Genomic DNA, 25,219 nt, shown 5'->3' with positions numbered 1-25,219 from the left:
TTTAAGATATTATAACTAAGGCAGACCATTATGGTCTGCTTTTTTTTTGTTAAAGTAAATCGGATTGGTATTTTTTATTACTAGCTTTGAGTAAATGCAAACCTAAAAAATACAAATCATGAAAAAAAATCTACTTTTAGGAGCTTTCTTTTTAGGTTCCTTTTTAACGGTTAAAGCTCAATCTTCTTGTGATACTGCTTTAGAAATTTCAATTGGCACAACAACTGTAGGGGATATTACAGGTTCTTATACCGACAATTGTTTTGCTCCCGATTCTGCAGATGCTGCAAACTGGTACTACTTTTCTGCAACAGAAAATGGTGCGGTTAGGATAAACACCGATCTTGCTGCAAATGATGGTGAAACATATAGTGATGATACCAGGGTTTCGGTGTATACCGGAACTTGTGATGAACTTACTTGTTGGATGTTTTCTGATGACGTAGATTTTGAAACAGGAAACTATCTTACAAATTTTGAATTTCAGGTTTTAGCAGGAGAGACATATTATATTGCTTTTGATAATAACTGGAATGATTTAGGCTTTCAGGTTGAAGTGAGTTTTACTGCTCTTAGCTGTTTTCCTGTTACTGGCGGATTCGCTTTTGTGGGCACACCAACATCTACTGAAGTTACTATAGAATGGAATCCTGCAATAAATTCACCTCAAGGTTATGAAATATTATGGGGTGAATCTGCTTTTGATCCTGAAACAGAAGGAACGTTAATACAAGATCTTACTGCTCCACAAGTTACATTATCACCATTAACAGGCAATACTGATTATGCATTTTATGTTAGAACTGTATGTGATGAAGATAATTATAGTGAATGGATAGGCCCTATTAATTTTACTTCTCCGGTAGCTCCTGCATCTATACCATATGCCTTTGGGTTTGAAGACGAAACAGGCGATGGATGGTCATTATTCAATGCGGCTAGCGGCAGTCCATGGTCGGTGGAAGGAAGTGATGAATTTGTGAATGCTTATGAAGGTGACTTTTATGCTACTGCAGGTGCGTATGATGCGGCATCTGACGCATGGTTGTTTTCAAGAGGATTAAACCTTTCAGGAGGGACAAATTACAATGTGAGTTATTATCTTAAAAAGTTTGCTTTAGAAGGCGCGGGAAATGTTAACAATTTAACCGTTACTATTGGAACTGAAGCTACTGTAGAAGGACAAAGCACCGTCATTGCGACATTAAATGACTATTCAGAAGAACAATATGTTATGCAATCTCATACTTTTGATGTACCTGAAACCGGAGTTTATTATATTGCTTTTAATTATACAGCTCCGGCGCATATTGAAACTAATTATGGTGTACTTGCCCTCGATAATTTCAGTGTGGATGTTTCAGCAGGACTTAACGAAGAATTAATTTCAAAATTGAAAGTTTCTCCAAATCCTACCGATGGTGTTTTGAATATTAATAATTCAGAAAACATTTTGATCGATACTATAGCTGTTACTGATCTAAATGGACGCACTGTAAAATCATTTACTTTAGATGGTGTTTCTAATGCAGAAATCAATATCTCAGACCTTGCTTCAGGAGTTTACATGATGACTATATCTTCCGATAATGGTAAGGTAATTAAGAAAGTTATAAAAAATTAAGACATATATTTTTAAAAAAAAGCCCCTTTATGGGGCTTTTCTTATTTATAGATTTATAAAAACTTCGATTTAATTTCAGGAGTAGGAATCATGCACGCATCCTTTTTACCGTACCATTTATAACGATTTTTGGCTACGTAATCATAAATTTTATTAGAAATCCAGTTAGGGAATATCGAAAATACAGATAGTAAAGTATATATTCCTCCCAGTTTACCGGCAATTTTTAAAGCAGCTTCGGCTTTGTAATAATAAGCATGTCCCTGTTCATATAAAATAATTGAGTCTGTTTTTGAAGTATCAACACCAATATGCTTAATAATTTCCTGGCCTAATTCTGATTGTAAAGCAACAAAACGGAAAACATCTTCTTTATCATGTTTGATAATATATTGTACAGTAGCATCACATAAATTGCAGACACCGTCAAATAATATTATTTTTTTATCTTTTGGTAGGTTTTCCATTTTAAGTTTATTTCTTTTTAGCTTCTACTAGCTCGAGAGATTCAATATCAACTTTAGAAGTGAAAAGGCCATAATTTACAGTGGCTTTCTTTTTTTCAATTGCATCAAGAGTACCTACAGCTTTACCATCGATCATTCTCACCCTGTCACCAATTTTAAGTGGTATTTTAGGTTTTTCAGCTTCCAGTTTTAATGCTTTAAGTTTTTTCTCTTTCTTCTCTTTGCGAATTTCTTCAACTTTTTCTTTTACTTCTGCAATTATCTGTTTTTGCTGAACTTCTTTTTCCTTTTTTTCTTTTGGTGTTGCCTTTTTACGTTTAGAATTTTCTATTTCAACCATTTTAAGGAATTCCCCTATAAGCTCTTTTTTGTTTTTATTACTAAAATATTTTTCGCTTATATCATCAAGTTTTTGTCCCATATAAATTAGGCGTTGGTTTGCATCATATAATTCCTGGTAACTTTCCAGCTTTTGTTGAATTTTTGTATTGATGCTTTCCATTTTTTTGCCTTCTTCACGAGCTTTACTTTCTTCTTCTTTAAGGTTTTGCGAAGTTTTTTCAAGTTTAGAACGTTCTTTCTGTAATGTTGCAATAGTTTTATCAAAGCGAACTTTACTTCCTTCAATTTTCTTTTTAGCTCTGTTTATCAATCCATAAGGGATACCATTTTTTTGGGCCACTTCAAATGTAAATGAACTACCTGCCTGCCCTAATATAAGTTTATACATTGGTTCGAGTGACTTTTCATCAAAAAGCATATTTGCATTAGTTGCATAGGGGAGCTCGTTGGCTAATATTTTAAGATTAGTATAATGTGTTGTAATAATACCAAAAGCTTCCCTGTGATAAAATTCTTCAAGAAAAGTTTCAGCCAAAGCACCTCCTAATTCAGGATCGGAGCCCGTACCAAATTCATCAATTAAAAACAAAGTTTTCTGATTGCATTTCTTCAGAAAATAGTTCATATTTTTAAGTCGGTAACTATAAGTACTTAAATGATTTTCAATTGATTGATTATCTCCAATATCAGTCATTATGCGATCAAATAAAAACGTTTCACTACGTTCATGTACAGGAATAAGCAACCCACTTTCAAGCATTAGCTGTAAAAGGCCTATTGTCTTTAATGTTATACTTTTACCGCCGGCATTAGGGCCGGAAATTACTATAATTCTGTTATCCTGAGTTAGCTCTATAGTTTGGGGATAAGTAGTTTCTCCTTTCCTTTTATTGTTAACATATAAAATAGGATGAAAAGCCTCTCTGAAATATAGACGCTTTTCTTCAGTTATATTAGGCAAAAGCCCGTTTATCCTTTTTGCATATTTTGCTTTAGCCGCCACAACATCTATATCACTTAAAAATTCCTGATAATCATTTAAAAGAGATACATAAGGGCGTATTATGTTGCTCAATTGAAGTAAAATACGTTTTATTTCTTCTTTTTCCTCATACTCAAAATTATTGAGCTCACGAGAATAATTTAATGTTGCTTCAGGCTCTATGTAGGTAATACTTCCTGTTTTAGAGCTTCCTAATATTGAACCTTTCACTTTACGTCTGTACATAGCCAGTACAGCAAGAACCCTTCTGTTTTCAACAACACTTTCCTTAATATCATCAAGATAACCTAAGCCGTTATACTGACTTAATGCTGAAGCAAAGCTTTGATTAATTTTAGTTTTTACCAAATTCATCTCCCTTCTGATGTTTTGCAAATCAGGAGAAGCATCATCTTTTATTTCGCCATATTTATCTACTACTTTGTCAATGTTTTTAAGGATTTCCTTAGTATATTCTACTTTTGTCGCTCTGGAGTTAAGAGTAGGATAGTAGTCATCAAATTTCTCAAGAAATTTTATAAGCGTATTTACTGTTTCAGATAAAACCGCAATTTTCCTGAATGCTGAAGCTTCCAGATAGCTGTCTTCTATAGCTAAAAATTTCACCTCATTGCTTATAGGCTCAAAACTATGGTTGGGCAGGGCATTATTATTATCAAAAGAAGATACATATTCTGACGTTTGTAAAAGAGAATCCATCAATTCATCTTTACTTTTAAAAGGGATGATTTGTAAAGCTTTTTGATGACCCGGTTCTGTAGTACAGCCTGAAGCTACAGCTTCAAGAACGGTGTGGAATTCTAAATCTTTTAAAGTTTTATCTGTTATGGCGATCATTATAGTTAATAGCGATTTTTATACAAAAATACTATATATTTTGCAGGGTTGTATATACATTATATAAAGTTTAAATGAGCTTTATATCTGTATTTATATGCATTGATTATATTTGCTAAAAAGAATGTTATATGCAGGTAAATATTGAATCTTCATGGAAGGAAATGCTAAAAGATGAATTTGAAAAGCCTTATTTCAGCAGCCTGATAGATTTTGTAAAAAGTGAATATTCTCATCGTACATGTTATCCACCTGGTAAAAAAATATTTTCAGCATTTGATCATTGCCCTTTTGACAATGTTGAAGTGGTAATATTAGGACAGGATCCTTATCACGGTGAGGGGCAGGCTAACGGATTATGTTTTTCAGTGAGTGATGGCATCCCAATGCCCCCGTCACTTCAAAATATTTTTCGCGAAATACAAACTGATCTTGGCAAACCATTTCCTCAAACAGGTAATCTTGAACGTTGGGCAAATCAGGGAGTATTGCTTTTAAATGCTGTACTTACAGTTAGAAAAGGTGAAGCGAATAGTCATCAGGGTAAAGGGTGGGAAATTTTTACCGATGCAGTTATTCAAAAAATATCAGACGAAAAGAAAGATGTTGTGTTTATGCTATGGGGAGGAGCAGCAAAAAAGAAAGGAGCCAGAGTAGACAGAAACAAGCATTTAGTACTGGAATCAGGACACCCATCACCTTTAAGTGCAAATAAAGGGCATTGGTTTGGTAATAGACATTTTAGTAAAGCAAATGAATTTCTTGCTCAGAAAGGCAAAAAACAGATAGACTGGTAAATTAATTAAATGTAAGGGCTCCTAAAATTTCTTCACTCATAAATGGCCCTCCCGGGTAAGTAGCGGTATAATCAAGATTTAGCCATATCTGGCCCCGTTCATCAATATGATAATGAACCTCTTTACCGCGGCTTTCATTAGGAAAAAGCAACTCTTTAATTAAGTAATTTGCGGTTTCCAAATCTGCTTTTGTGCCCACAAGCATTTCAGGATATAAGTGTCCTCCGGTATGTATTATTCTCGGCGTTCCGCCTATGGCTCTTATACAGGCGGCCATAAGTATAGCATGGTCATCACAGTCACCCGAAAAATGCTGAAGTGATTCGCTTGCAAAGGCTATGTATTCTTTACCTTTAGGATCGTTAACATAATTCCATCGGTTTCTTATTTCTTTGAAAACAGCAAAGCACTGAATCATTAACCGTTGTTTTTTATAGCCTTTAATATCCCTAAAATATTTTGTAGTTGCCATCAAAGCAAAATTTCTCACTTTAGGGTTATCATACTCAACAGCATCAATAGTTTTAGATTTATTAGGAAATGGCAATAATTTAGATATAATTATATCTTGTGGGTTAGCATCATCTGCCATCGTATAAATCATCGACCGATAGTCTTCAAAAACGGCATTAAAGCCATAATTGCCAAAAACAGAGCCATAGAGCAAAGCCATTAGGTAAAGAAAGATACAAATTATAAGAATTGTTTTTAAAAGCCTTAGTATTAATTGAATAATTACTACAAGTACTATAAAAATGAGAATTCTGTCGATATGTAACGGCCATTCAGGATCCTTTAGATTTTGGTGAATTATGATAAAAAGTGGTATTGCAATTAATATATTAAGTACAAAAATGATAATAGATGCCCACGGCTCCTTAATTTGAAGCTTAGCTTTAAAGTTTTTTATAGTGGTCGAATCCAGTTTTATCATTATGCATTAAATAAAACACAGTGTTTTATCCTGCCGAAGTTTCAAATGCAGTTTTTTTATCTATTATATTAAGTTCAAATAATTGGTTTTGTACTTTATCAAACGTGTTTTTATCAAGTTTCTTTTGTGACCATTCGGTTATTTTCAGCCAGTCATGAATGTCTTTTTCTTTTTGCACATAACGTTCAGCCAATGTTTTTTCTATTCCGTCTGTATTTTTAAAATCAGATGTTGTTTTATTTATAACTGTAAGCATCTTTTCAATTTTTTCCAGATGCTTTTCAAGGATTTCATTACGAACAGCAATAACAAAACATGGCCACGGAGTAGGACAGTCTGCAATTCTTCTGAAAACACCTTTATCAACAATCGGTTTTGTCATAAAGCGTTCCCACATAAAATAGTCTGCTTTGTTATCAGTCAGGGCTTCAACTGCACCATCTAATGTATTTACTAATTCAAACTGAATATTTTCAGTATCCCAGCCCAGATTCTTAGCGTTTACATAGGCCATCAGGTGTGATCCTGATCCGTAACGGCTTATTGCAACTTTTCCTGTTTCAATATCCTGCAGCGTTGTATAGGGTGATTTTGCTGCTACATGTATACCCCAAATTAACGGTGACTGAACATATACCTGCACAATTGTACTATTATTACCAGCTGCAATATCTTTAATTATACCTTCGGTAAGGATAACAGCAATATCAGTACTTCCGTCGCGTAGCATCTGACATAGTTTACCTGTTCCTTCCGGTACATCTGTCCATGCAATATCTATGCCTTGTGCTTCAAATTTTTTATTTTCTATTGCTATATGCCACGGTAGGTTAAAATGTTCCGGTACTCCCGCAATTTTTAATGATGTCATGATATTATTTGATTAAAAGATAAAGGTAATAAGAGAATAAAGATTTAACAATAAAAAATCCCTGAAAACAAAACGCTTCAGGGATTTTTTATAAAAAGTAAAGGTTAGCTAACTACCAACTCTTTTTACTTTATATCCGTCTTTAGTCAGGGAATCAATTATTTTGTCTCTAAAATTTCCCTGAATTATAATTTCTCCATCTTTAGCAGAGCCTCCAACCCCACATAAAGTTTTTAATTTTTTTGCTAAATATTTAAGATCTTCATCAGTACCTTCAAACCCCTTAATTATAGTAGCCACTTTGCCTCCACGATTTTTTTTGTCAAGATGAGCTTCCAGCTTTTGCTGGTTATTAGGTAGGGTTTCCAATTGTTCTTCATTATTGTCAAACTCAAATTCTTTGTTTGTAGAAAATACAAATCCTCCCAAATCGTCCAAACTGCTTAATTTCTTTGCCATAAGATTAAAATAAGAAAATATAAAATTACAGTTTATTTCTGAATAAGGCCTAATTCTACCAGGCGTTCATATAAAAAATCCCCTGCTGTAATATCATCATATAGCTTAGGTTGTTTGTCATTAATACAATTATCAAGGCAGTCTAATTTCATTTCAGCAATAGGGTGCATAAAGAAAGGAATTGAAAATCTTGATGTACCCCATAGCTCTCTGGGTGGGTTAACAACTCTGTGTATTGTAGATTTTAGCTTGTTATTTGTATGACGGGAAAGCATGTCACCAACATTAATAACCAATTCATCATTTTCGGCAATGGCATCTATCCATTCACCGTTATGATTTTGTACCTGTAATCCGCGTCCCTGAGCTCCCATTAATAGTGTTATAAGGTTAATATCACCATGAGCTGCAGCTCTTACGGCACCTTTAGGCTGCTTTGTAATAGGAGGGTAGTGGATGGGCCTTAGAATACTATTCCCTTCCGAAACATAATTATCAAAGTAATACTCGTCAAGTTCCAGGTAAATAGCTAATGCTCTTAAAACATATATGCCTGTTTTTTCGAGCATTTTATAGGCTTGTTTTCCTGTTGCATTAAAATCAGGCAGTTCTTCTACTTCAATATTATTATGATAATGTGGATGTCCAATATATTTAGAATCATCAGCTAAATATTGACCGAAATGCCAAAACTCTTTTAAATCTGCTTCAGTGTGATCTTTAGCTTTTTCTTTACCAAAAGAAACATATCCGCGCTGACCTCCTATGCCGGGAATTTCATATTGCTTTTTAATTTCTTCAGGCAGATTGAAAAAGTTTTTAACTTCTGTATATAAGTCTTCTGTTAGTTTATCGTCAAGAAAATGCCCTTTTAATGCTACAAAGCCTATCTCTTCATAAGCCTTGCCTATTTCTTTTACAAACTTCTGTTTTCTTTCTTCATTTCCTGAAAGAAAATCGGTTAAATCAACGCTTGGGATTTTCTGCATAAAGTGTTTGCTATTATCTATTTTCAACAAAAGTAAAAAATATAATGTCCAAGCTGTTTACTAGTTATCAACAGCTGAATTTAGGATTAGGAAATTTATTTATGTAACATTAATACTTCGATCTGTTATTTTATTACTTTTGAAAGCGATTAATAATGATTATTCAAAAATCACCATGAATTTCGATAGAAAACAATTAACCAACGAACAATTACTTGATTTATATAAGAAATTAATAAAACCAAGACTGATAGAGGAGAAGATGCTGATTCTTATCCGTCAGGGTAAAGTTTCAAAATGGTTTTCAGGAATAGGGCAGGAAGCTATATCTGTGGGAGTAACTGCCGTATTAGACAAGGATGAATACATATTGCCAATGCATCGTAATTTAGGTGTGTTTACAGGGAGGGATATTCCTCTATATCGCCTTTTTTCGCAATGGCAGGGAAAAGCAAATGGTTTCACCAAAGGCCGTGACCGTTCATTTCATTTTGGTACCCAGGAATATAAAATTATTGGAATGATATCACACCTCGGCCCTCAATTAGGAGTGGCTGATGGTATAGCGCTGGCTAATAAACTTAGCAATAATAAAAATGTTACTGCTGTATTTACAGGAGAAGGAGCAACAAGTGAAGGTGATTTTCATGAAGCCTTAAACATTGCTGCCGTATGGGAATTACCTGTGTTGTTTATTGTAGAGAACAATGGTTATGGATTATCTACGCCAACTAACGAACAATACCGTTGCGAAAATATTGCTGATAAGGGTATTGGTTACGGAATGGAGTCTCATATAATTGATGGCAATAATATTCTGGAAGTATATAATAAACTTACCGATATAGTTGCTTCATTACGTGAAAACCCGAGGCCGGTATTACTTGAATTTAAAACCTTCAGAATGCGTGGGCATGAGGAAGCAAGCGGTACCAAATACGTACCGCAAGAGTTAATGGATATGTGGACTATAAAAGATCCTGTAAATAATTATAGAAATTACCTGAAAGAAGAAGGTGTGTTAAGTGATGAACTTGATGAGAATCTGCGCGCCGAACTTAAACAGGAAATAGATGAAAATTATCAAAAAGCATCAGCTGAACCTGCTATAGAAGCAGTTTTAAGCAATGAGTTAGATGATGTTTACAAACCTTATGTATTTGAGGAAGTTAAGCCTAATAGTTCTTTTGAAAATGTAAGGATGATAGATGCAATTTCACAAGGGTTAAAGCAGTCTATGGAACGTCATGATAATTTGGTTATTATGGGACAGGACATTGCCGAATATGGCGGAGCCTTTAAAATAACTGATGGCTTTGCTGCAGCTTTTGGAAAAGAGCGTGTACGTAATACACCTATATGCGAGTCGGCTATAGTTTCTGCCGGAATGGGCTTATCAATAAACGGTTACAAATCGGTGATAGAAATGCAGTTTGCAGATTTCGTATCAACAGGATTTAATCCTATTGTAAATTATCTTGCCAAAGTACATTATCGCTGGCAGGAAAATGCCGATGTAGTAGTACGTATGCCTTGCGGTGCAGGCGTACAGGCGGGGCCTTTCCATTCGCAGACAAACGAGGCCTGGTTTACAAAAACGCCAGGGTTAAAAGTGGTGTATCCTGCATTTCCTTATGACGCAAAAGGTTTGCTTGCAACAGCTATAAATGACCCTAACCCTGTTATGTTCTTTGAGCATAAGGCATTATACAGAAGTATATACCAGGATGTGCCAACAGATTATTATACTATACCTTTTGGTAAAGCTGCAATGCTTAAAGAGGGTGAAGATGTTACAATTATATCTTTTGGGGCAGGCGTACATTGGGCGCTTGAAACACTTGATAAAAATCAGAATATTAAGGCCGATCTGATTGATTTAAGAACGCTTCAGCCACTGGATACAGAAACAATATATAAGTCGGTTAGGAAAACAGGAAAAGTTATCATATTACAGGAAGATACACTTTTTGGCGGTATTGCAAGTGATATTTCTGCTATGATAATGGAAGAGTGTTTTGAATATCTTGATGCTCCCGTTAAAAGGGTAGGAAGCCTTGAAAGTGCCATCCCTTTTACTAAAGCTTTAGAAGATCAGTATTTGCCGAAACAGCGCTTTAAAACAGCTTTAAATGAATTATTAGCTTATTAGATGAGTATCTAATATAAATTATCCTAAACACCCTGCTAAAACAGGGTGTTTTTTATTATATCTACATAGATAAAATCATTGAAAAGCTACGTTTAGAGCATAACGTTTTTCTTAACTTTGACTTATGAGAACATCAAAAATATTTGTAACGGTTGATGCAGTTGTATTCAGGAAAATAAATGACAATTATGAGTTATTACTCATAAAAAGAAAAAACGATCCTTTTAAAGGTAGATGGGCATTACCTGGTGGCTTTGTGGATGAAAATGAAGATTTACTGGATGCTGTAAAACGGGAATTAACTGAAGAAACAGAATTGCAATTAACAGCATTGGAACAACTAGGTGCTTTTGGTAAACCCGGCCGTGATCCAAGACAGCATACAGTGTCTGTTGCTTATACAGGATTTGCAGATGAAAATTCAGAGGTGAATGGAGCAGATGATGCTGATGAAGCGAAATGGTTTTCGGTTAAAAACTTACCAGAACTAGCATTTGACCATGCAGATATTGTAAATTTAGCACTACAAAAACATCGTTTATGAGATTTCATACAAGAAAATGGGTAAAACCGGAAGATCTTAATCCTAACGGAACTTTATTTGGCGGTAAGCTGCTGGCCTGGATAGATGAAGAAGCCGCCCTGTATTCTATAATACAGTTGGAAAACCAAAGGGTAGTAACAAAGCACATGTCTGAAATTAATTTCATGAGTTCTGCTAAGCAGGGCGATATAGTGGAGATTGGAATTGATGTAGTGCGCTTCGGAACAACTTCTATTGTATTGCGATCTGAAGTAAGGAATAAAATGACACAGGAAAAAATTATTACCGTAGATAATATCACTATGGTAAACCTTGATAGTTTTGGACGCCCGTCTGCACACGGTAAAACTAAAATTGAATACGTTAAAGACAGAATATCTAAGCCTTAAGCATCTATATAGCCTTTTCCTGAAGGCAATTCAAATATTTCCAGATCGAAATATGCAACCGATGCTATTATATGATCAAAAATATCAGCCATAATATACTCGTGGTTAACCCATCTTTTATCAGACGTAAATACGTAGATTTCAATAGGAATTCCCTTTTCAGTAGGCTGAAGATGCCTGCACATTATAGTCATTTCTTTGTTTACACCCGGATGTGTTTCTATATAGCTATTTATATATTTACGGAAAAGCCCAAGATTAGTGAGATTTCTTCCATTTATGGAGAGTGATTTATCAGCGCCGGTCTGACTATTATACTTATCAATATCAGCCTGCCTGTGCTCAATATATGACGAAATAAGCTGAATCTTTTTCATATCGGCAATCTCATCTTTATGGACAAACCGTACAGAATTGGCTTTAATAAGAATATGCCTTTTAATACGCCTGCCTCCCGAATTTACCATTCCTCTCCAGTTTCTGAATGAATCAGATATAAGGCTGTAAGTTGGGATAGTAGTAGTGGTATTATCAAAGTTACGAACCTTAACCGTAGCAAGATTTATCTCTATAACATCTCCATCTGCGCCAAATTTTTCTATGGTTATCCAGTCACCTATACGCACAATATCATTAACTGTAACCTGTATACTTGCTACAAGCCCTAATATGGTGTCTTTAAATATCAATATTACGATGGCTGATATCGCCCCAAAAGTTGCCAGCAACTTTTCTATTTCAATATTAAATAATAAAAGTATAATTGCAGTTATACCAAAAATCCATAAAATAATCATGACTACCTGAATATAACTGTCAATAGGTTTGTCATTATATTCCGGCTGGATTTTAAGGTAATCTTTAAGAGCATTTAATACACTCCGTGTTATCCACAAGCTAATAAGAATGATAAAAGTAGTTATACCTTTGGAAAAGATATATTCCCAATAGGTAAAATCTTTAAGTGCTATAGGCACTGTTTTATATATAAATAATAGTGGTATTAAATGAGCAACAAACTTGGAGGTCCTGTTTTTTACAAGAAAATCATCAAAAGAAGTCTTAGTCTTTCTGGCCAGTATTATAAATCCCAGTATAAGTGCTCTTTTTGTAAGTTTATCAATTATATAGGCAATAATAGCTATGGTTATAAGATTAATAACCAGATTTATATATATAGCTGAAATATGGCCTAAGCCAATTTCCTTCAATAATTTATAAGCCCAGTTAAACCATTCCATTATAATTAAGAATTTTCGTTGCTAATATTTTTAAAATATTTATATTCAATGTAAAAAGTACCGAAAGGAATTACAGACGCTATGCAGATTATTAAAAATTTGCCTATAGGCCATTTAAGCTCCGCTTTTAATATACTTGCTAAAACTATATAAACAATAAATAACAATCCGTGAGCCATACCTACTGCCTGAACATATTCCGGCATATCATAAATATATTTTAATGGCATTGCAATAAATAATAATGAAAGAAGAGATACACCCTCAAGTGTAGCAATAATTTTAAACAGGCGTGTCATAAGGCATGGATTAAGTTTATTCTGCAAATGTAGGATATAGATGTATTGCAGAAAAGAAAATAAAGTAATTCCTTTTATAAATAAAAAAGCTGCCTTTATCAGGCAGCTTATATTATAATAGATTCAAAGATACTTAAAAAGCAAGGAAAGCTTTATTATATTCTCTTAAATCCAGAATGTTATTTTTATGGCTAAGATCGCTGAAGAGAGATATTAAGTACTCCAGGCTTTCCAAATTATTTTCTGTGGCAGCAGCTGAATCTTTAACCAATTCTGTTTCTTCATCTACAGGCTCATCATCCGGAATAGGAATTAGAAAAGCTCCGTTAGCTTCTAAGTGCTCATAAGTAAGACGTATTGCCTTAGTTAACACAGGATTTTGCTCTTCAAGGGAATATTCGCGTAATTTTTTCAGATCGGTAATCAATGTTTCAGATTCAAAACCTTTTTTAAAAAGGTCAAGTTGTATTTTGTTGATCAGTTTTTGTGCACTCGGATTTTCCACAGTAAAAGTTATTTAGTTTTGACTTTAATTTAAGGATTGCAAAAATACTATTTTATATAGTTTTTCCGAACTCTTTTTAAGATTTTATTGCTCAGGGTAAAATTAAGGCTTATTTTTGAAAACAATGAGTAAACGTGATTTAAAAAAATACCTGGCTTCATTGCCAAAAGAAGAACTTGAAGAGCAATTGCTTTCTCTTTATGAAAAATTTGCAGATGTAAAAACCTACTATGATTTTGTTTTTAATCCGAAAGAGGAAAAACTTGAACAGGAAGCAAAGGTTAAGATAAGCAACGAATATTTCCCTATAAAAGGAAAGAGGCCAAAACTGCGCCGGTCAACGGCTCAAAAATTTATAAAAAACTTTCTTTCCTTAGGGGTTGATCCTTATATAATTGCCGATGTTATGCTTTACAATATTGAAATTGCACAAACTTATTCTGCAAAAAAAGAATTTAGCAATTCATCTTTCTATAAGAGTATTTTTAACTCTTACAAGCAGGCAGTTGAATATGTTACGGCAAATGGTATGAAAAGTAATTTTGAAGACCGCATTAAATTTATATATGAGGAAACATCAAGGCAGCGATGGGAAAACAGAAAGGAATTTGAAAGAATTTTTGACAATTTTGAATAAACGGTTGTGATGTTTAAAATAATTCACCCTGTATATTTTCAAGATAATACCCTTCTTTTAATCTGCCTGTTCTGAAAAGATTTACTTTTTCATGAGCTATTCTTGTAGGCTCAGGTATTCTGTGTTTTAAAATACAGGGATTTATAAATTCAAGACTGTCAGCAACAGATACTTTGTGCCCGGGAGAAATATAAACAGGCTTTACATTGTCTTTAGTCCGCAAAGCATAACCCAAATGCTCATTATTAGTAATAATAGCACTATGGTTGTATTTAGCTAATCCTAAAGGGCTGTATTTGCCATACAACATATTTTTGGCACATCCAATTGACGGGCTATCAGTAAGCAATCCAAAATGGGAGGCAATTCCCATTCTTCTGGGATGTGTAATTCCTTGTCCGTCAAGAACTATTAAATCAGGCTTTTGAGGTATCTGTTCCCATGCTTTTATTAGTGCAGGAACTTCCCTGAATCCTAAATAACCCGGTATATAAGGAAAATTTGTTTTATCTATCACCAATGAATAGTAGAGGAGCTGCATGTTTGGATAGCTCAATATCACTATACCTGCATATACAATATCGGTATCTTTATTATGTGAAATATCTCCACCGGCAATTGTAGTTATATTTTTATTTTCTGTAGTCAGAGAAATGTTTTCCCGCAGCCTGTTTTGTATTTCTGTAGCTTCCGTTAACGAAATAGTATCATAGTTTAGCATACTAACTTTCTTAAAAATCAAACATAATAATTAAACCACTGATAATCTGTTTAGAATTCATAATGTTTCATTAAATTTTCATCAATTCATAAGAATTATGATTTTATATACCAATAAATGTAAGTAAATACCATATTTTTGAAAATTAACACGCCTACATGGAAAGAGAAGAAAATGTTGAGGACAGGAAAGAGCTGTACCACTATCAGAAAGAAGATATTGACGCCATATTTGAGAGATTTGAAGGTAAATCAGATAATTTCCATTTATTATATCAACTGCCTACAGGAGGTGGCAAGACCGTTATATTTTCTGAAATTGCACGTCGTTATATTGAAAAATATCAACGTAAGGTGCTTGTGCTTACACACCGGATAGAGCTTAGCAAACAAACATCACAAATGCTGAAAAGCTTTGGTGTGAAAAATACAATTATAGACAGCAACGTAAAAGACCTACCATATCATAACGATTATTCCTGTTATGTAGCTATGGTAGAAACCCTGAATAACAGGCTGAAAGATAAAAAATTTCACATGGACTATGTGGGACTTGTAATAGTAGATGAGGCCCACTATAATTCTTTCAGAAAATTGTTTACTTATTTTAAAAATTCACTTTTTCTTGGTGTCACAGCTACTCCTTTAAGTTCTAATATTGAATTGCCAATGTATGAGACTTATAATGAGCTTATAGTTGGTGAGCCTATACAATCATTAATAAACAAGGGATTTCTTGCTAAAGCAGTAATGTATGGCTATGATGTTGAACTTACATCTTTAAAGCTGGGAATAAATGGTGATTATACGGTTAGTTCATCTGATGAATTATATTCACGTTCTGCGATGCAGGATTTGCTTCTACAGTCATACCTTGGGCGCGTGCAGGGCAAAAAAACACTGATTTTTAATAATGGTATAAATACATCACTTTATGTATATGAAACTTTTAAGGCGGCAGGATTACCTATTAAACATCTGGACAACAAAACCCCTGAAATAGAAAGGAAAAAGATACTGAGCTGGTTTAAAAAAACACCTGATGCTATATTAACATCTGTGTCAATACTTACTACAGGATTTGATGAACCTACTGTTGAAGCAATTATACTTAACAGGGCAACACGATCGCTAACACTTTATTTTCAAATGATAGGACGCGGATCAAGAAAACTACCCCATAAGGATATTTTTACAGTTATAGATTTAGGAAACAATGCACAGCGTTTCGGCTTATGGAGTGATCCTGTTGACTGGCATTATATTTTTAAATATCCCGAGCAATTTCTTGAAAACATCAGAACAGATGCAGAAATAGAGAGTTATCATACTTATCATATGCCCGATGAATTGCGCATTAAATTTGCTAAAAGTGAAGATATTAATTTTGATGTAGAAGAGGAATTCCGTCTTGCTGCTGAAGAAAAACTTAAGCCTAAAGCTGTAATTGATAAATCGATCCTACAACATGCAATTATGTGTATTGAAAATACAGACAGTATTCCCGAAGCCCGCAAACTGGCAAAATTGCTTGATCCGGATATTGAATACCGTGTAAAACAATACGCTAAGCTTTTAGCTAAGACTACAAAGAATTACAGAGAATGGCTGATTGAAGATTATAAAACCAGACTGGGAATACTTATCGGAAGGCTTTTTATTAAATATCAATTAGATGATACTGAAGATTAATGCTCCGCTAAAATAGTGATAACTGGTTGTCATCATTTTTATTTTTTGGTGGTTTTGCTTTTCCAAAAATAGTTCGCCCACCGTATTTATAAGATTCATCCCTTTCTTTTTGCAATAAAGCTTCAAAGTTGTTATTTGGTGAAAAATCCTTTTCGGCATTACGCGATATTTCGGAAAGCTTCTTTATAGCATCCATTTTGTCGCTGTTTCCAATCCTGGCTCTTTGAATGGCAGTCTGTAATGTAGAAATAGTTTCATCAAATACCTTTACCGGGACAGGAAATGGGTGTCCGTCTTTACCACCATGAGCAAAAGAAAAACGGGCAGGGTCATCAAATCGGGTAGGGGTTCCGTAAATAATTTCGCTTACTAATGATACAGATTGTATAGTTCTTGGTCCCATTCCTTTAAGCATTAACAGCTCTTCAAAATCCTGTGGTTTATTTTCATGTGCAACCCAAAGCATGGCGCCTAATCGTTTCATATTTACATCTTTCATTCTGACATCATGATGATTAGGCATTACAAGATGATTTATTTCCTTAAGTACCCTGTCAGGGTGCTCATTTACAATCAGTAGCGATTTTTCTCTTGTATCTGCAGCAGTGGCGGCTGTAAGATTTAATATTTTTCCCTGATTTTGTCCATAAATAAAAGTATGTGGTTCATTTATAAATGACTGTAGATTTTCTGAATGCCAGTGATAACGCCGGGCAGTACCTGAATTATCATTCATTCCCTGTTGAATAACACACCATTCTCCTTTATTATTTACAATAAAATTATGCTGGTAAAGCTGAAAACCATCCTGAATAGCTGTGTTGTCTACTTTCGCAGTAAGTCTGCTTAATCCGGCAAGCTCAGTACCATTCAGGCCTGTTCGTTCACCAACTATCATTAATTCATCAGGAGTTTTTACAGAATGTTTTCCTTTTCCACCACATATATAAATTCCCAGCTCTTTAGCATGAGGATTAACCGACTTTTTAAGAGCACCTAAAACAGATGTAGTAATGCCTGATGAGTGCCAGTCCATTCCCATTACAGCACCAAAACTCTGAAACCAAAAAGGGTTAGATAATTTACTTATCACTTCAGAAGTAGAAAATTCCATTGCTATAGTCTCTACTATTGCCAATCCGAGCTTTGCCATCCTTTCGGACAGCCAAAGAGGGACATGGCCTCCGTGCAAGGGTAAATCTGCAGAACCTGATCGTTTCATGTAACAAAATTATTAAATAACTTTTTGTTTAATTGAATAAACCCTAAGGTTTAACTTTTAGAGGCTGTTAAAAAGCTATGGCAGTAGTTATTTTTCAATAACTTAGCATTTTGATTGAATTTGGCTATAATTTAATACTATATTATAGAATAATTACGATTTTACTACGTAACTTAGGAGTACCATAAAAGAAGCAATAATACATTTAAAAAATACAGGATCATGGAACGCGTCATTACACATATGAATAGCATTAATGAATTAAATGCTTTGTCATACGAGAAGGCTGCTGCGGAATTTGCTGAAGAGAGTGAAAAAGTTGAAGAACTTTCCTGCAGTCTATTGCTAAAAAATCTTTTAATGAATAATTTAAAGCTTCTTAAAATTAATGAGATAAGCACTATACTATTGCTTTAAAAAAAAAACATTTGTTATGAAAAATGAATCGGGAAAAGAACACAAAAAAGGCACTTTTGTAAATCATCATGAACAGAAACATCCACCACATCATGAAAATAAAGAATTGGATGATACAGATAAATATCTTGCATTAGAGCAGCCGGGAGTAAGCTATACAAAAGAGATGCCTATACTAAATTCTGATAAAGCAGATTTTGGTGCTGAAACTCATAAAAAAACATGGAAAGAGGAAGGTGGCAATAGTAAAAATTCCGATGCTTTTAATCAGGATGATTATATGCTTGATGATAATATAGATCTTGATGAAGATCAGAATAAATCTATTTCAAGTGATGATGATGACTTTGAAGAAACAAACGAACGTTATTAATTCATTTTACTAAATTATATCCTTTCCCCAATACTTGCTTTAAGTATTGGGGATTTTTTTAAGAGCATTATTAATGAAAGGAAATTCTAAAATAGCCATTTATGGAGCCTTAATTGCAAATATTGCAATTGCCGTAGTCAAATTTGTTGCAGCTTCCGTTACCGGTAGTTCTGCAATGGTTAGTGAAGGAATACACAGTGCAGTAGACAGTGGAAATTCTTTACTGCTTTTGCTCGGAATGAAACGGAGCCAGCGCCCGCCTGACAGAGGTCATCCATTTGGACATGGAAAAGAAATTTACTTCTGGTCACTGATTGTTGCTATCCTCGTTTTCTCATTAGGAGGAGGAATGTCCGTTTATGAGGGTATTTCACATTTGCAGCATCCGGTACAATTAAAAGATCCCTTCTGGAATTATATTGTATTATTTTCTTCAATGGTGTTTGAAGGAGCTTCTTTAATTTATGCGGTAAAGGAATTTAATAAAAGTAAGGGGAAACTAGGATTTTGGGAAGAAGTAAGTATGAGTAAAGATCCAGGGCTTTTCGCTGTTATTTATGAAGAAAGCGCTGCTATTACAGGGCTTATTATTGCTTTATTAGGTGTTTTTTTAGGGCACTATTTTCAAAATCCGCTTTTTGATGCTTTAGCTTCTATGCTTATAGGGTTTGTACTTATTATCGTAGCAATTACTATGGTAAAGGAAAGTAAAGGTTTATTGGTAGGGGAGAGTGCAAACAAAGAAATAGTTGAGGGTATTTATAATCTGGTAAAAAAAGAAGAGAAAGTACAAACTCTTTATTTTCCGCTTACAATGCATTTAGCACCTGATGAAATATTGTTAGCTCTTGATGTAGAATTCAAAAAAGAAATGACAGTAGAAGAACTTTTTGAATCTGTAAATAAATTAGAAGAAGATATAAAAGCAGCATTTCCAAACGTAAAGAAAATCTATATTGAAGCGAAGTATTTTGGAGGGAAAAATCGCCCCTGGATGATTGAAACTACTGATTAATTAAAAAGTTATTGAGATTGTTTTAAAGGAATATAAATATCAAATGTTGACCCCTTATCAGGTTCTCCATAGGCTGTAATAAATCCATTATGATTTTCTACAATTCTTTTAACTATTGCTAAACCTATACCGGTACCGGCATATTTTACCTTGTCGTTAAGTTGTTGGAACAATTCAAAAATACGTTCATTAAATTTTGATGAAAAACCGATACCATTATCTGAAAATATTATATGGCAATACTGCGTATCAGGTTTTATTTTTTTTAGTGGTATAGTATTACTGTTTTCTATATGTCCTTCAATAGTAATTATTAAAGGTCTTTTATCAGAACTGAATTTAATTGAATTACTCACTAAATTATATAACAATTGCCTGAATTGAAAAGGAATTACATTTGCTCTGCACATTTCAGTAACAGAAATTACACCTCCTGAATTTTTAAGATCATCAGAAAAATCATCTTTTACATCATTAACTATTTTAATTAAATCTGTTTCTTCAAAATTATTTTGTACAATAGTTGTTCTTGAATAAGCTAAAAGATCATTTATGAGAGATTGCATTCTTTCTGCTGCCTTTTGAATTCTGCCAAAATAATCTTTTCCTTTTTTACTTAAGTTTTTACTTTCTTTTTCATTTATAATACTAACAATCGTCTGAATTTTTCTAAGAGGTTCCTGAAGATCATGACTTGATATAAAAGCAAAAGCCTGTAAATCTTTATTCATTTTTTCTAAGGATATATTGTACTCTTTGAGTTCTCCTGTTCGCTTTTTAACCAAATCTTCCAATTCATTATTAAATGCCCTTTCTTCACTTAAAATGGTTTCATTTATTCTGGCATCTTCAATTGCATTAAGATGAAAGGAAATTAAATCGGCATATAGTTCAAACATCCCTATTACGGTTGGGGTATCAAGTACATTCGGATTTGGATCTATAGCACACAAAGTTCCAAAAAAGCTACCATTTTTTTTAATGATAGGTACTGATATATAGCTTTGGAAACCATATTTAGCAGGCGTATGATGATATTTAAAATCTAAATTTTCTGAAACATGGTTTATAACAACCTTTTTCTTTGATTCTCTGATTTCATCACAAATAGTAGTTTTAACTTCAAGTTCGTCACCAGGTTTAAGTCCGAAATTAATATCATCGCGAACACTGCATGTAATCCAGCGGTCAGATGTAACTCTTGCAATAGCTGCAAATCCCATACCTGTTGTGTGGCAAATTATATTCAATATTGTTGAAACTATTGGCATCGCCTCAATAGCTGAAATATCCTTTTTAAATTCCTCTTCGCGTATCTCCATTAATATTGAAAAATTTGTAGCCCTAAATTACTCTTTTTTGCAGGAATATAAGTAACTAAAATATTATTAGTTGCGCTCGTGCCAAAATTCAGCGAAAATTCTGGCACGAGCGAAATATTATTAAATCTATAATATAATTTTTTTATTTAAATAATTAAAAAGTAAATGATTGATATTACTGCAATTAATTAATTATTCAAAAATTTAATTATAAATTATCGATTAAATGTATATTGTTAATTTTTTAAATTAGATTTTGGATATTATATTTGTGTGATTCCATAATGGATATAGTAGACCAGACCCCATGCTCATTGAAAAGTTGTTGTTAAAATTGTAATTAATTATTAAGAAGCACTAGTATTAATTGATGGCTTATTTTCTTTAGTATCATGAAATAACTCATACATTGACTGCCTGAAACGAAAATCTATATAAGTAGTTATTTCTCTTATCACATCAAGACGGTCTTTATAATCAATCTTTAAACGCAAACGTTTTCCGCTTTTAAGAATTATTTTTATGTAATAAGCCTGTTCATATCTATGGCTTTTAAAATGCAGCATAAAAAGTAATAATATAACGTATATTATTATTACATTAACATTTTCAAATTTCTGATAAAAAGCAATAGGCACAAGTACCAGGCTTACAAGAAGAGTATTTAATAGTAGTATATTTTTTTTAATTTTCATTTTAACAAGCTTAATATCATGCACATCAGAAAAGGCTAACGTCATTTTTTTGTTGTTATACCTAATCTCTATTACTTCTGTATTTAGAGTAATAATTTTATTTATAACAGGAACTTTACCTGAATAATGCATGATAATATTATAATCGGTTAAGGCAATAATATCCATTGCAATAAATACCATAGTATTTTTGCAGTGAACGTAAAAAATAATGAAATGAAACCTTATTAATTTATATCAATGAGGCCTTTATAGCGGTAGTAAAATAGTAGATAAGGTATGGTTGGATTGGCACATCAAAACTATTATTTATCGTTTATAAAATATTAATATCACAGTTGTATTATATTCCTAATGGTTATAATTTAAAATAAGAAAAATGGCCACAGTAGAAGAAAAAATCAGAAATATACGTGAGCTGAAAAATCTCACTCAGGAATATATGGCAGAGAAGTTGGGTATAACCCAGGCAGGCTATAGCAAGATAGAAAATGGTACAACAGTACTTACATATGCTAAATTAATACAGATAGCAAAAATACTTGAAATCAATATTGAAGATATAATAGCTTTTGACAGTCAGAAGTATTTTAATAGTTTTAATAATGTAAAAGGTAATAATAATGGTAGTATTACTATAACTACTGATAATACTGACTTTATTAAAAGTCTTTACGAAGATAAAATACAGCTTCTGCAAAAATTATTAGAAAAAACAGAAGCAGAGGTAGACCGGTACCGTAATAAATTTGGCGATATTTAAAATGATTTATAAAAAAATCCCCCTTTACAGATGAAGGGGGAGATTTATAAAAGTTTTATTAATATTTACCACTTAATAAGGCTCCACCCATAGGTACCTTAGTGTCAAGGTTAAGTTTTTTAAGCATTTCGTATGTTGTGCATACTGCAGCAGATGTTACAGGAATTCCAATTTCTTTTTCTATTGCATCTATAGCTTCAAGTGAAGGCATTTGAACACATGCCGATACAACCAACACATCAACACCCTCTAAATTTAAACGTTTATAAATTTCAAGTAAATTCATAGGATCCTGTGCTGCTACTTCAAGATTATCAGGTATTTCCAAAGCAATAGAATCTACTACTTCAAATCCCTGGTGTTCAATATAATCTACTACTAATTGTGTGAGAGGCTTCATATAAGGTGTTATAACAGCAACCTTCTTAGCGCCTAAAACATTCAGCCCGTTAATTAAAGCTCCGGCACTGGTCACAATAGGAGCAGGGGCATCATTTTTAACCGTTTCTTCATAAAGGTTAGCTTCAGATACACAATGATAACCACGTCCCATACTCATAATAGCAACAAGGCATGCATACCCCATTACATCTACATGGGCATCCGAAAGTTCCTGTGCACACTTTAAACTTTGAGCATCCATTGCTTCCAGTTCTTCTTTGGTCACTTTTTTCATTCTCATACGGCTTGAATGAAATGTAAAGCGCTCAGGGGAAATAGTTTCGCGCGAACGCAATAATGCAGGAATTTCAGTTTCCATTGTAACATTGGAACTTGGTACAATCTGGCCTATTCTATATGTTTTTTTTGTCATTTTATAATTCAGATTATTTAACTTCTTCAGCGTCAACAATAGTATTTCTTAATGTTCCAATACCTTCTACAGTAGCTTCAACAACATCACCAGGCCACATAAATTCCTGAGGATTACGGCCTGCACCTACACCTGCCGGTGTACCGGTTGCTATAATATCTCCGGTTTCAAGTGTAAATACGGTACTTAAATCACGAATAAGGTCTTCAATATTGAAAAGCATGAACTTAGTATTCGAGTTTTGTTTTTCTACACCATTAACCGTAAGGCGCAAATTTAGGTTATGTGGGTCGGCAATTTCGTCACGTGTTACCAATACAGGCCCCATAGGGGCAAAAGTATCCTGTCCTTTAGACACAATCCACTGTCCGGCACGGCGGCAGTCGCGGGCGCTAATATCATTAATTACAGTATATCCGTAAACATGATCCATTGCGTTTTCTTTTGAAATGTTTTTACCGCCTTTTCCAATAATAACTGCGAGTTCAACTTCATAATCAAGTTGTTTTGTTATTTTTTGATTATGGATAATATCAGTTTCAGGGCCAGTAACAGCTGTAGTTGGTTTAGAAAATATAACAGGCTCCTGTGGCAGTTCTTTAGAAGTGTCTAATGTTCGCGCCGATTCTGCAACATGTTCTGTATAGTTAAGCCCTATACCAAAAATATTTTTTCGAGGCTTAGGTATGGGAGCCATTAAAGTAGCATTTGCTATTGGTATGGAACATTCTTCCAATTCTTCTTTTGTAGCAGTATTTATAAGAGTCACAGCATGATTGATAGCATTCATGCCCAAGTCAATAAAATCAAGCATATTGTCCGGAAGCGGACTGTTTTTTATATGTCCTAGCTTTTCCGCATCAATTATCATCTGTTCTTCTATAAATCCTAAGCGGGAAGGAGTATGGTTTATTCTGTAGGTAACTAATTTCATTATATATTCATTCTTTTTATTTAATAGATTGATTTCCTTCGGGATGTGCCATTTCCTGATACAACCCAAGTGATGTTATTACCGGCAAATCGTTAAAAGAGAACAGGCAGGCATCTTCTGTTTCTGAAAGGTTTACATGTTCATGATAAGCCCACGAAGGAACGCAAAAAATATCGCGTTCTTTCCAGTCAAAACGTTTACCTGCAATTATGGAATAACCGCGCCCTTTAGCACATTGATATACAAATGACCCTGTATGCCTGTGCGCTTTTGTATGCTCTCCGGCACGCAACAATTGTATTGAAGCCCCCATTGTCTGCATGACATGGCCACCCGTAACCGGATTTGTATAATGCATAAGAATTCCATCATAAGGTGATCCTTCATTTACTTTGGCTGCTTCCAAAAGTGCAGGATATACCTGTTTCCATGAATACTTAAAAAGGGGAGAGTAAGGTTTATTCCATTCTTTATCGGCTGGTACAAGTCCAGCTCCGCCATAGGTCAAAGGCAGATGATTCACAGGAGCTGTAAGCGGTTGTTTACCATCAAACACAGCATAATCATTGGCTTCCAATGCATTTACAAGCGGAATATCTAAACCGTCCTGCCATATACAGGTTTTTCCACCTTCTTCTACACCATGTTCATGCCATGTGCTGTTTGGTGTTATAACAAAGTCGTTAACTTCAAGCATTATTTTATTTCCATCTACAACAGTATAACCGCCTTCTCCTTCCATTATAAATCTAAGGGCAGAGGCTTTATGCCTGTGTGCAGATGTGCTTTCGCCGGGGCGGGTAACCTGAATACCTGTATATAACCAGCCAACTGCTGCACTAACGTCTTTGCGTTTATCATTTACAAGATAAACCACACGCCGCCCTGCTTGCTCAGGAGTTACAAGTTCAGATGATTTAAGTACCAACTCACGTAATTGTTCATATTTCCAAAGCATTGGTACTGATGAAGTGCGTGGTTCCCATGGCTCAATATCATTAGCTACTGTCCATAAAGCACCTGCACCAAGGCTTTCAAGTTCTTTATAATAAGCTTCAAGTTCAGGAGTATTCTGTACTCTTGCACGGCCTAATACACTATCGTCATGTTTTGTTTCCATATCCAAAAGGTTTTATGGTTATTAAAGAAATAGTTTATATGA

General features: G+C 34.0%; 27 protein-coding genes. 11 read left to right on the top strand and 16 right to left on the bottom strand.

Annotation, left to right across the window (positions count from 1 at the left end; translation table 11 throughout):
- The first annotated feature begins 118 nt into the window (after positions 1–118).
- Positions 119–1,624, top strand: coding sequence for a T9SS-dependent choice-of-anchor J family protein (locus NHE85_RS14780; RefSeq protein WP_252812917.1), 1,506 nt, complete (start codon positions 119–121; stop codon positions 1,622–1,624).
- Positions 1,625–1,677: 53 nt separating this feature from the next.
- On the opposite strand, the gene NHE85_RS14775 is transcribed toward NHE85_RS14780, so the two are convergent.
- The gene (locus NHE85_RS14775; RefSeq protein WP_252812916.1) at positions 1,678–2,091 is read right to left on the bottom strand and encodes a thiol-disulfide oxidoreductase DCC family protein; all 414 of its coding nucleotides are present in this window, start codon (positions 2,089–2,091) and stop codon (positions 1,678–1,680) included.
- A 7-nt stretch (positions 2,092–2,098) separates the two neighbouring features.
- Positions 2,099–4,273: a DNA mismatch repair protein MutS gene (locus NHE85_RS14770; protein WP_252812915.1), complete on the bottom strand. Its 2,175-nt coding sequence runs from the start codon at positions 4,271–4,273 to the stop codon at positions 2,099–2,101.
- A gap of 131 nt (positions 4,274–4,404) precedes the next feature.
- Between NHE85_RS14770 and ung the strand changes: the two genes are divergently transcribed.
- Entirely contained in the window at positions 4,405–5,070 is a 666-nt protein-coding gene (gene ung, locus NHE85_RS14765; RefSeq protein ID WP_252812914.1) for a uracil-DNA glycosylase, read from the top strand.
- Position 5,071: 1 nt separating this feature from the next.
- Here ung and NHE85_RS14760 read toward each other — a convergent pair whose 3' ends face one another.
- From NHE85_RS14760 to NHE85_RS14745, 4 genes are all read right to left on the bottom strand, one after another.
- Positions 5,072–6,004 carry a transglutaminase family protein gene (locus NHE85_RS14760; protein WP_252812913.1) on the bottom strand — a complete coding sequence of 311 codons (933 nt, stop codon included), beginning with the start codon at positions 6,002–6,004 and terminating at the stop codon, positions 5,072–5,074.
- A 25-nt stretch (positions 6,005–6,029) separates the two neighbouring features.
- Positions 6,030–6,875, bottom strand: coding sequence for a substrate-binding domain-containing protein (locus tag NHE85_RS14755; RefSeq protein ID WP_252812912.1), 846 nt, complete (start codon positions 6,873–6,875; stop codon positions 6,030–6,032).
- Positions 6,876–6,983: 108 nt separating this feature from the next.
- A complete protein-coding gene (locus NHE85_RS14750; RefSeq protein WP_252812911.1) occupies positions 6,984–7,334 on the bottom strand; it encodes a translation initiation factor in 351 nt (116 codons plus the stop codon).
- Positions 7,335–7,366: 32 nt separating this feature from the next.
- Positions 7,367–8,323 carry an isopenicillin N synthase family oxygenase gene (locus NHE85_RS14745; RefSeq protein WP_252812910.1) on the bottom strand — a complete coding sequence of 319 codons (957 nt, stop codon included), beginning with the start codon at positions 8,321–8,323 and terminating at the stop codon, positions 7,367–7,369.
- Positions 8,324–8,498: 175 nt separating this feature from the next.
- On the opposite strand from NHE85_RS14745, the gene NHE85_RS14740 reads away from it, so the two are divergent.
- From NHE85_RS14740 to NHE85_RS14730, 3 genes are all read left to right on the top strand, one after another.
- The gene (locus NHE85_RS14740; RefSeq protein ID WP_252812909.1) at positions 8,499–10,475 is read left to right on the top strand and encodes a thiamine pyrophosphate-dependent enzyme; all 1,977 of its coding nucleotides are present in this window, start codon (positions 8,499–8,501) and stop codon (positions 10,473–10,475) included.
- A gap of 124 nt (positions 10,476–10,599) precedes the next feature.
- A complete protein-coding gene (locus NHE85_RS14735) occupies positions 10,600–11,019 on the top strand; it encodes an NUDIX hydrolase (protein WP_252812908.1) in 420 nt (139 codons plus the stop codon).
- Positions 11,016–11,408, top strand: a complete 393-nt coding sequence (locus NHE85_RS14730) for an acyl-CoA thioesterase (protein ID WP_252812907.1) — start codon at positions 11,016–11,018, stop codon at positions 11,406–11,408. Before NHE85_RS14735 ends, NHE85_RS14730 begins: the two co-directional genes overlap by 4 nt.
- On the opposite strand, the gene NHE85_RS14725 is transcribed toward NHE85_RS14730, so the two are convergent.
- The 3 genes from NHE85_RS14725 to NHE85_RS14715 form a co-directional block, all read right to left on the bottom strand.
- Positions 11,405–12,649 carry a mechanosensitive ion channel family protein gene (locus NHE85_RS14725; protein WP_252812906.1) on the bottom strand — a complete coding sequence of 415 codons (1,245 nt, stop codon included), beginning with the start codon at positions 12,647–12,649 and terminating at the stop codon, positions 11,405–11,407. The two genes, NHE85_RS14730 and NHE85_RS14725, sit on opposite strands and share 4 nt — an antisense overlap.
- 5 nt (positions 12,650–12,654) lie before the next feature.
- Complete coding sequence (locus tag NHE85_RS14720; protein WP_252812905.1) at positions 12,655–12,948, bottom strand: DUF3817 domain-containing protein; 294 nt, start codon at positions 12,946–12,948, stop codon at positions 12,655–12,657.
- 133 nt (positions 12,949–13,081) lie between these two features.
- On the bottom strand, positions 13,082–13,453 hold the full coding sequence (locus NHE85_RS14715; RefSeq protein WP_252812904.1) for a hypothetical protein: 372 nt from the start codon (positions 13,451–13,453) through the stop codon (positions 13,082–13,084).
- A 124-nt stretch (positions 13,454–13,577) separates the two neighbouring features.
- Between NHE85_RS14715 and NHE85_RS14710 the strand changes: the two genes are divergently transcribed.
- Complete coding sequence (locus NHE85_RS14710) at positions 13,578–14,090, top strand: DUF6155 family protein (protein WP_252812903.1); 513 nt, start codon at positions 13,578–13,580, stop codon at positions 14,088–14,090.
- Positions 14,091–14,103: 13 nt separating this feature from the next.
- Here the strand turns inward: NHE85_RS14710 and nfi are convergent, their stop codons facing one another.
- Positions 14,104–14,811 (bottom strand): deoxyribonuclease V, encoded by a 708-nt coding sequence (gene nfi, locus NHE85_RS14705; protein ID WP_252812902.1) that lies wholly within the window; start codon positions 14,809–14,811, stop codon positions 14,104–14,106.
- Positions 14,812–14,969: 158 nt separating this feature from the next.
- On the opposite strand from nfi, the gene NHE85_RS14700 reads away from it, so the two are divergent.
- Entirely contained in the window at positions 14,970–16,502 is a 1,533-nt protein-coding gene (locus NHE85_RS14700; protein WP_252812901.1) for a DEAD/DEAH box helicase, read from the top strand.
- Between the two features lie 7 nt (positions 16,503–16,509).
- Here the strand turns inward: NHE85_RS14700 and NHE85_RS14695 are convergent, their stop codons facing one another.
- Positions 16,510–17,724: a DUF763 domain-containing protein gene (locus NHE85_RS14695; RefSeq protein WP_252812900.1), complete on the bottom strand. Its 1,215-nt coding sequence runs from the start codon at positions 17,722–17,724 to the stop codon at positions 16,510–16,512.
- A 222-nt stretch (positions 17,725–17,946) separates the two neighbouring features.
- Between NHE85_RS14695 and NHE85_RS14690 the strand changes: the two genes are divergently transcribed.
- From NHE85_RS14690 to NHE85_RS14680, 3 genes are all read left to right on the top strand, one after another.
- Positions 17,947–18,141, top strand: coding sequence for a hypothetical protein (locus NHE85_RS14690; protein WP_252812899.1), 195 nt, complete (start codon positions 17,947–17,949; stop codon positions 18,139–18,141).
- 16 nt (positions 18,142–18,157) lie between these two features.
- Positions 18,158–18,514 carry a hypothetical protein gene (locus NHE85_RS14685; RefSeq protein WP_252812898.1) on the top strand — a complete coding sequence of 119 codons (357 nt, stop codon included), beginning with the start codon at positions 18,158–18,160 and terminating at the stop codon, positions 18,512–18,514.
- 73 nt (positions 18,515–18,587) lie between these two features.
- Positions 18,588–19,529, top strand: coding sequence for a cation diffusion facilitator family transporter (locus NHE85_RS14680; RefSeq protein ID WP_252812897.1), 942 nt, complete (start codon positions 18,588–18,590; stop codon positions 19,527–19,529).
- 8 nt (positions 19,530–19,537) lie between these two features.
- Here NHE85_RS14680 and NHE85_RS14675 read toward each other — a convergent pair whose 3' ends face one another.
- Together NHE85_RS14675 and NHE85_RS14670 are read right to left on the bottom strand one after the other, a co-directional pair.
- Positions 19,538–20,851 (bottom strand): ATP-binding protein, encoded by a 1,314-nt coding sequence (locus NHE85_RS14675; protein ID WP_252812896.1) that lies wholly within the window; start codon positions 20,849–20,851, stop codon positions 19,538–19,540.
- Between the two features lie 347 nt (positions 20,852–21,198).
- A complete protein-coding gene (locus NHE85_RS14670; RefSeq protein WP_252812895.1) occupies positions 21,199–21,729 on the bottom strand; it encodes a hypothetical protein in 531 nt (176 codons plus the stop codon).
- Positions 21,730–21,925: 196 nt separating this feature from the next.
- Here NHE85_RS14670 and NHE85_RS14665 point away from each other — a divergent pair, with 196 nt between their 5' ends.
- A complete protein-coding gene (locus NHE85_RS14665) occupies positions 21,926–22,309 on the top strand; it encodes a helix-turn-helix domain-containing protein (RefSeq protein WP_252812894.1) in 384 nt (127 codons plus the stop codon).
- A 58-nt stretch (positions 22,310–22,367) separates the two neighbouring features.
- On the opposite strand, the gene NHE85_RS14660 is transcribed toward NHE85_RS14665, so the two are convergent.
- Genes NHE85_RS14660 through NHE85_RS14650 form a run of 3 tightly spaced genes read right to left on the bottom strand, consistent with a single transcriptional unit; the run spans position 22,368 to position 25,177 of the window.
- On the bottom strand, positions 22,368–23,123 hold the full coding sequence (locus NHE85_RS14660) for an Asp/Glu racemase (RefSeq protein ID WP_308219361.1): 756 nt from the start codon (positions 23,121–23,123) through the stop codon (positions 22,368–22,370).
- 13 nt (positions 23,124–23,136) lie between these two features.
- Positions 23,137–24,057: a fumarylacetoacetate hydrolase family protein gene (locus tag NHE85_RS14655; RefSeq protein WP_252812893.1), complete on the bottom strand. Its 921-nt coding sequence runs from the start codon at positions 24,055–24,057 to the stop codon at positions 23,137–23,139.
- A gap of 16 nt (positions 24,058–24,073) precedes the next feature.
- Positions 24,074–25,177: a cupin domain-containing protein gene (locus NHE85_RS14650; protein ID WP_252812892.1), complete on the bottom strand. Its 1,104-nt coding sequence runs from the start codon at positions 25,175–25,177 to the stop codon at positions 24,074–24,076.
- Positions 25,178–25,219 lie beyond the last annotated feature (42 nt).

Source organism: Flavobacterium sp. NRK1, from assembly GCF_024054175.1.
In the GTDB taxonomy this organism is placed as follows: Bacteria; Bacteroidota; Bacteroidia; order Flavobacteriales; family Flavobacteriaceae; genus Flavobacterium.
This window is presented reverse-complemented; position numbering and strand designations above follow the sequence as displayed.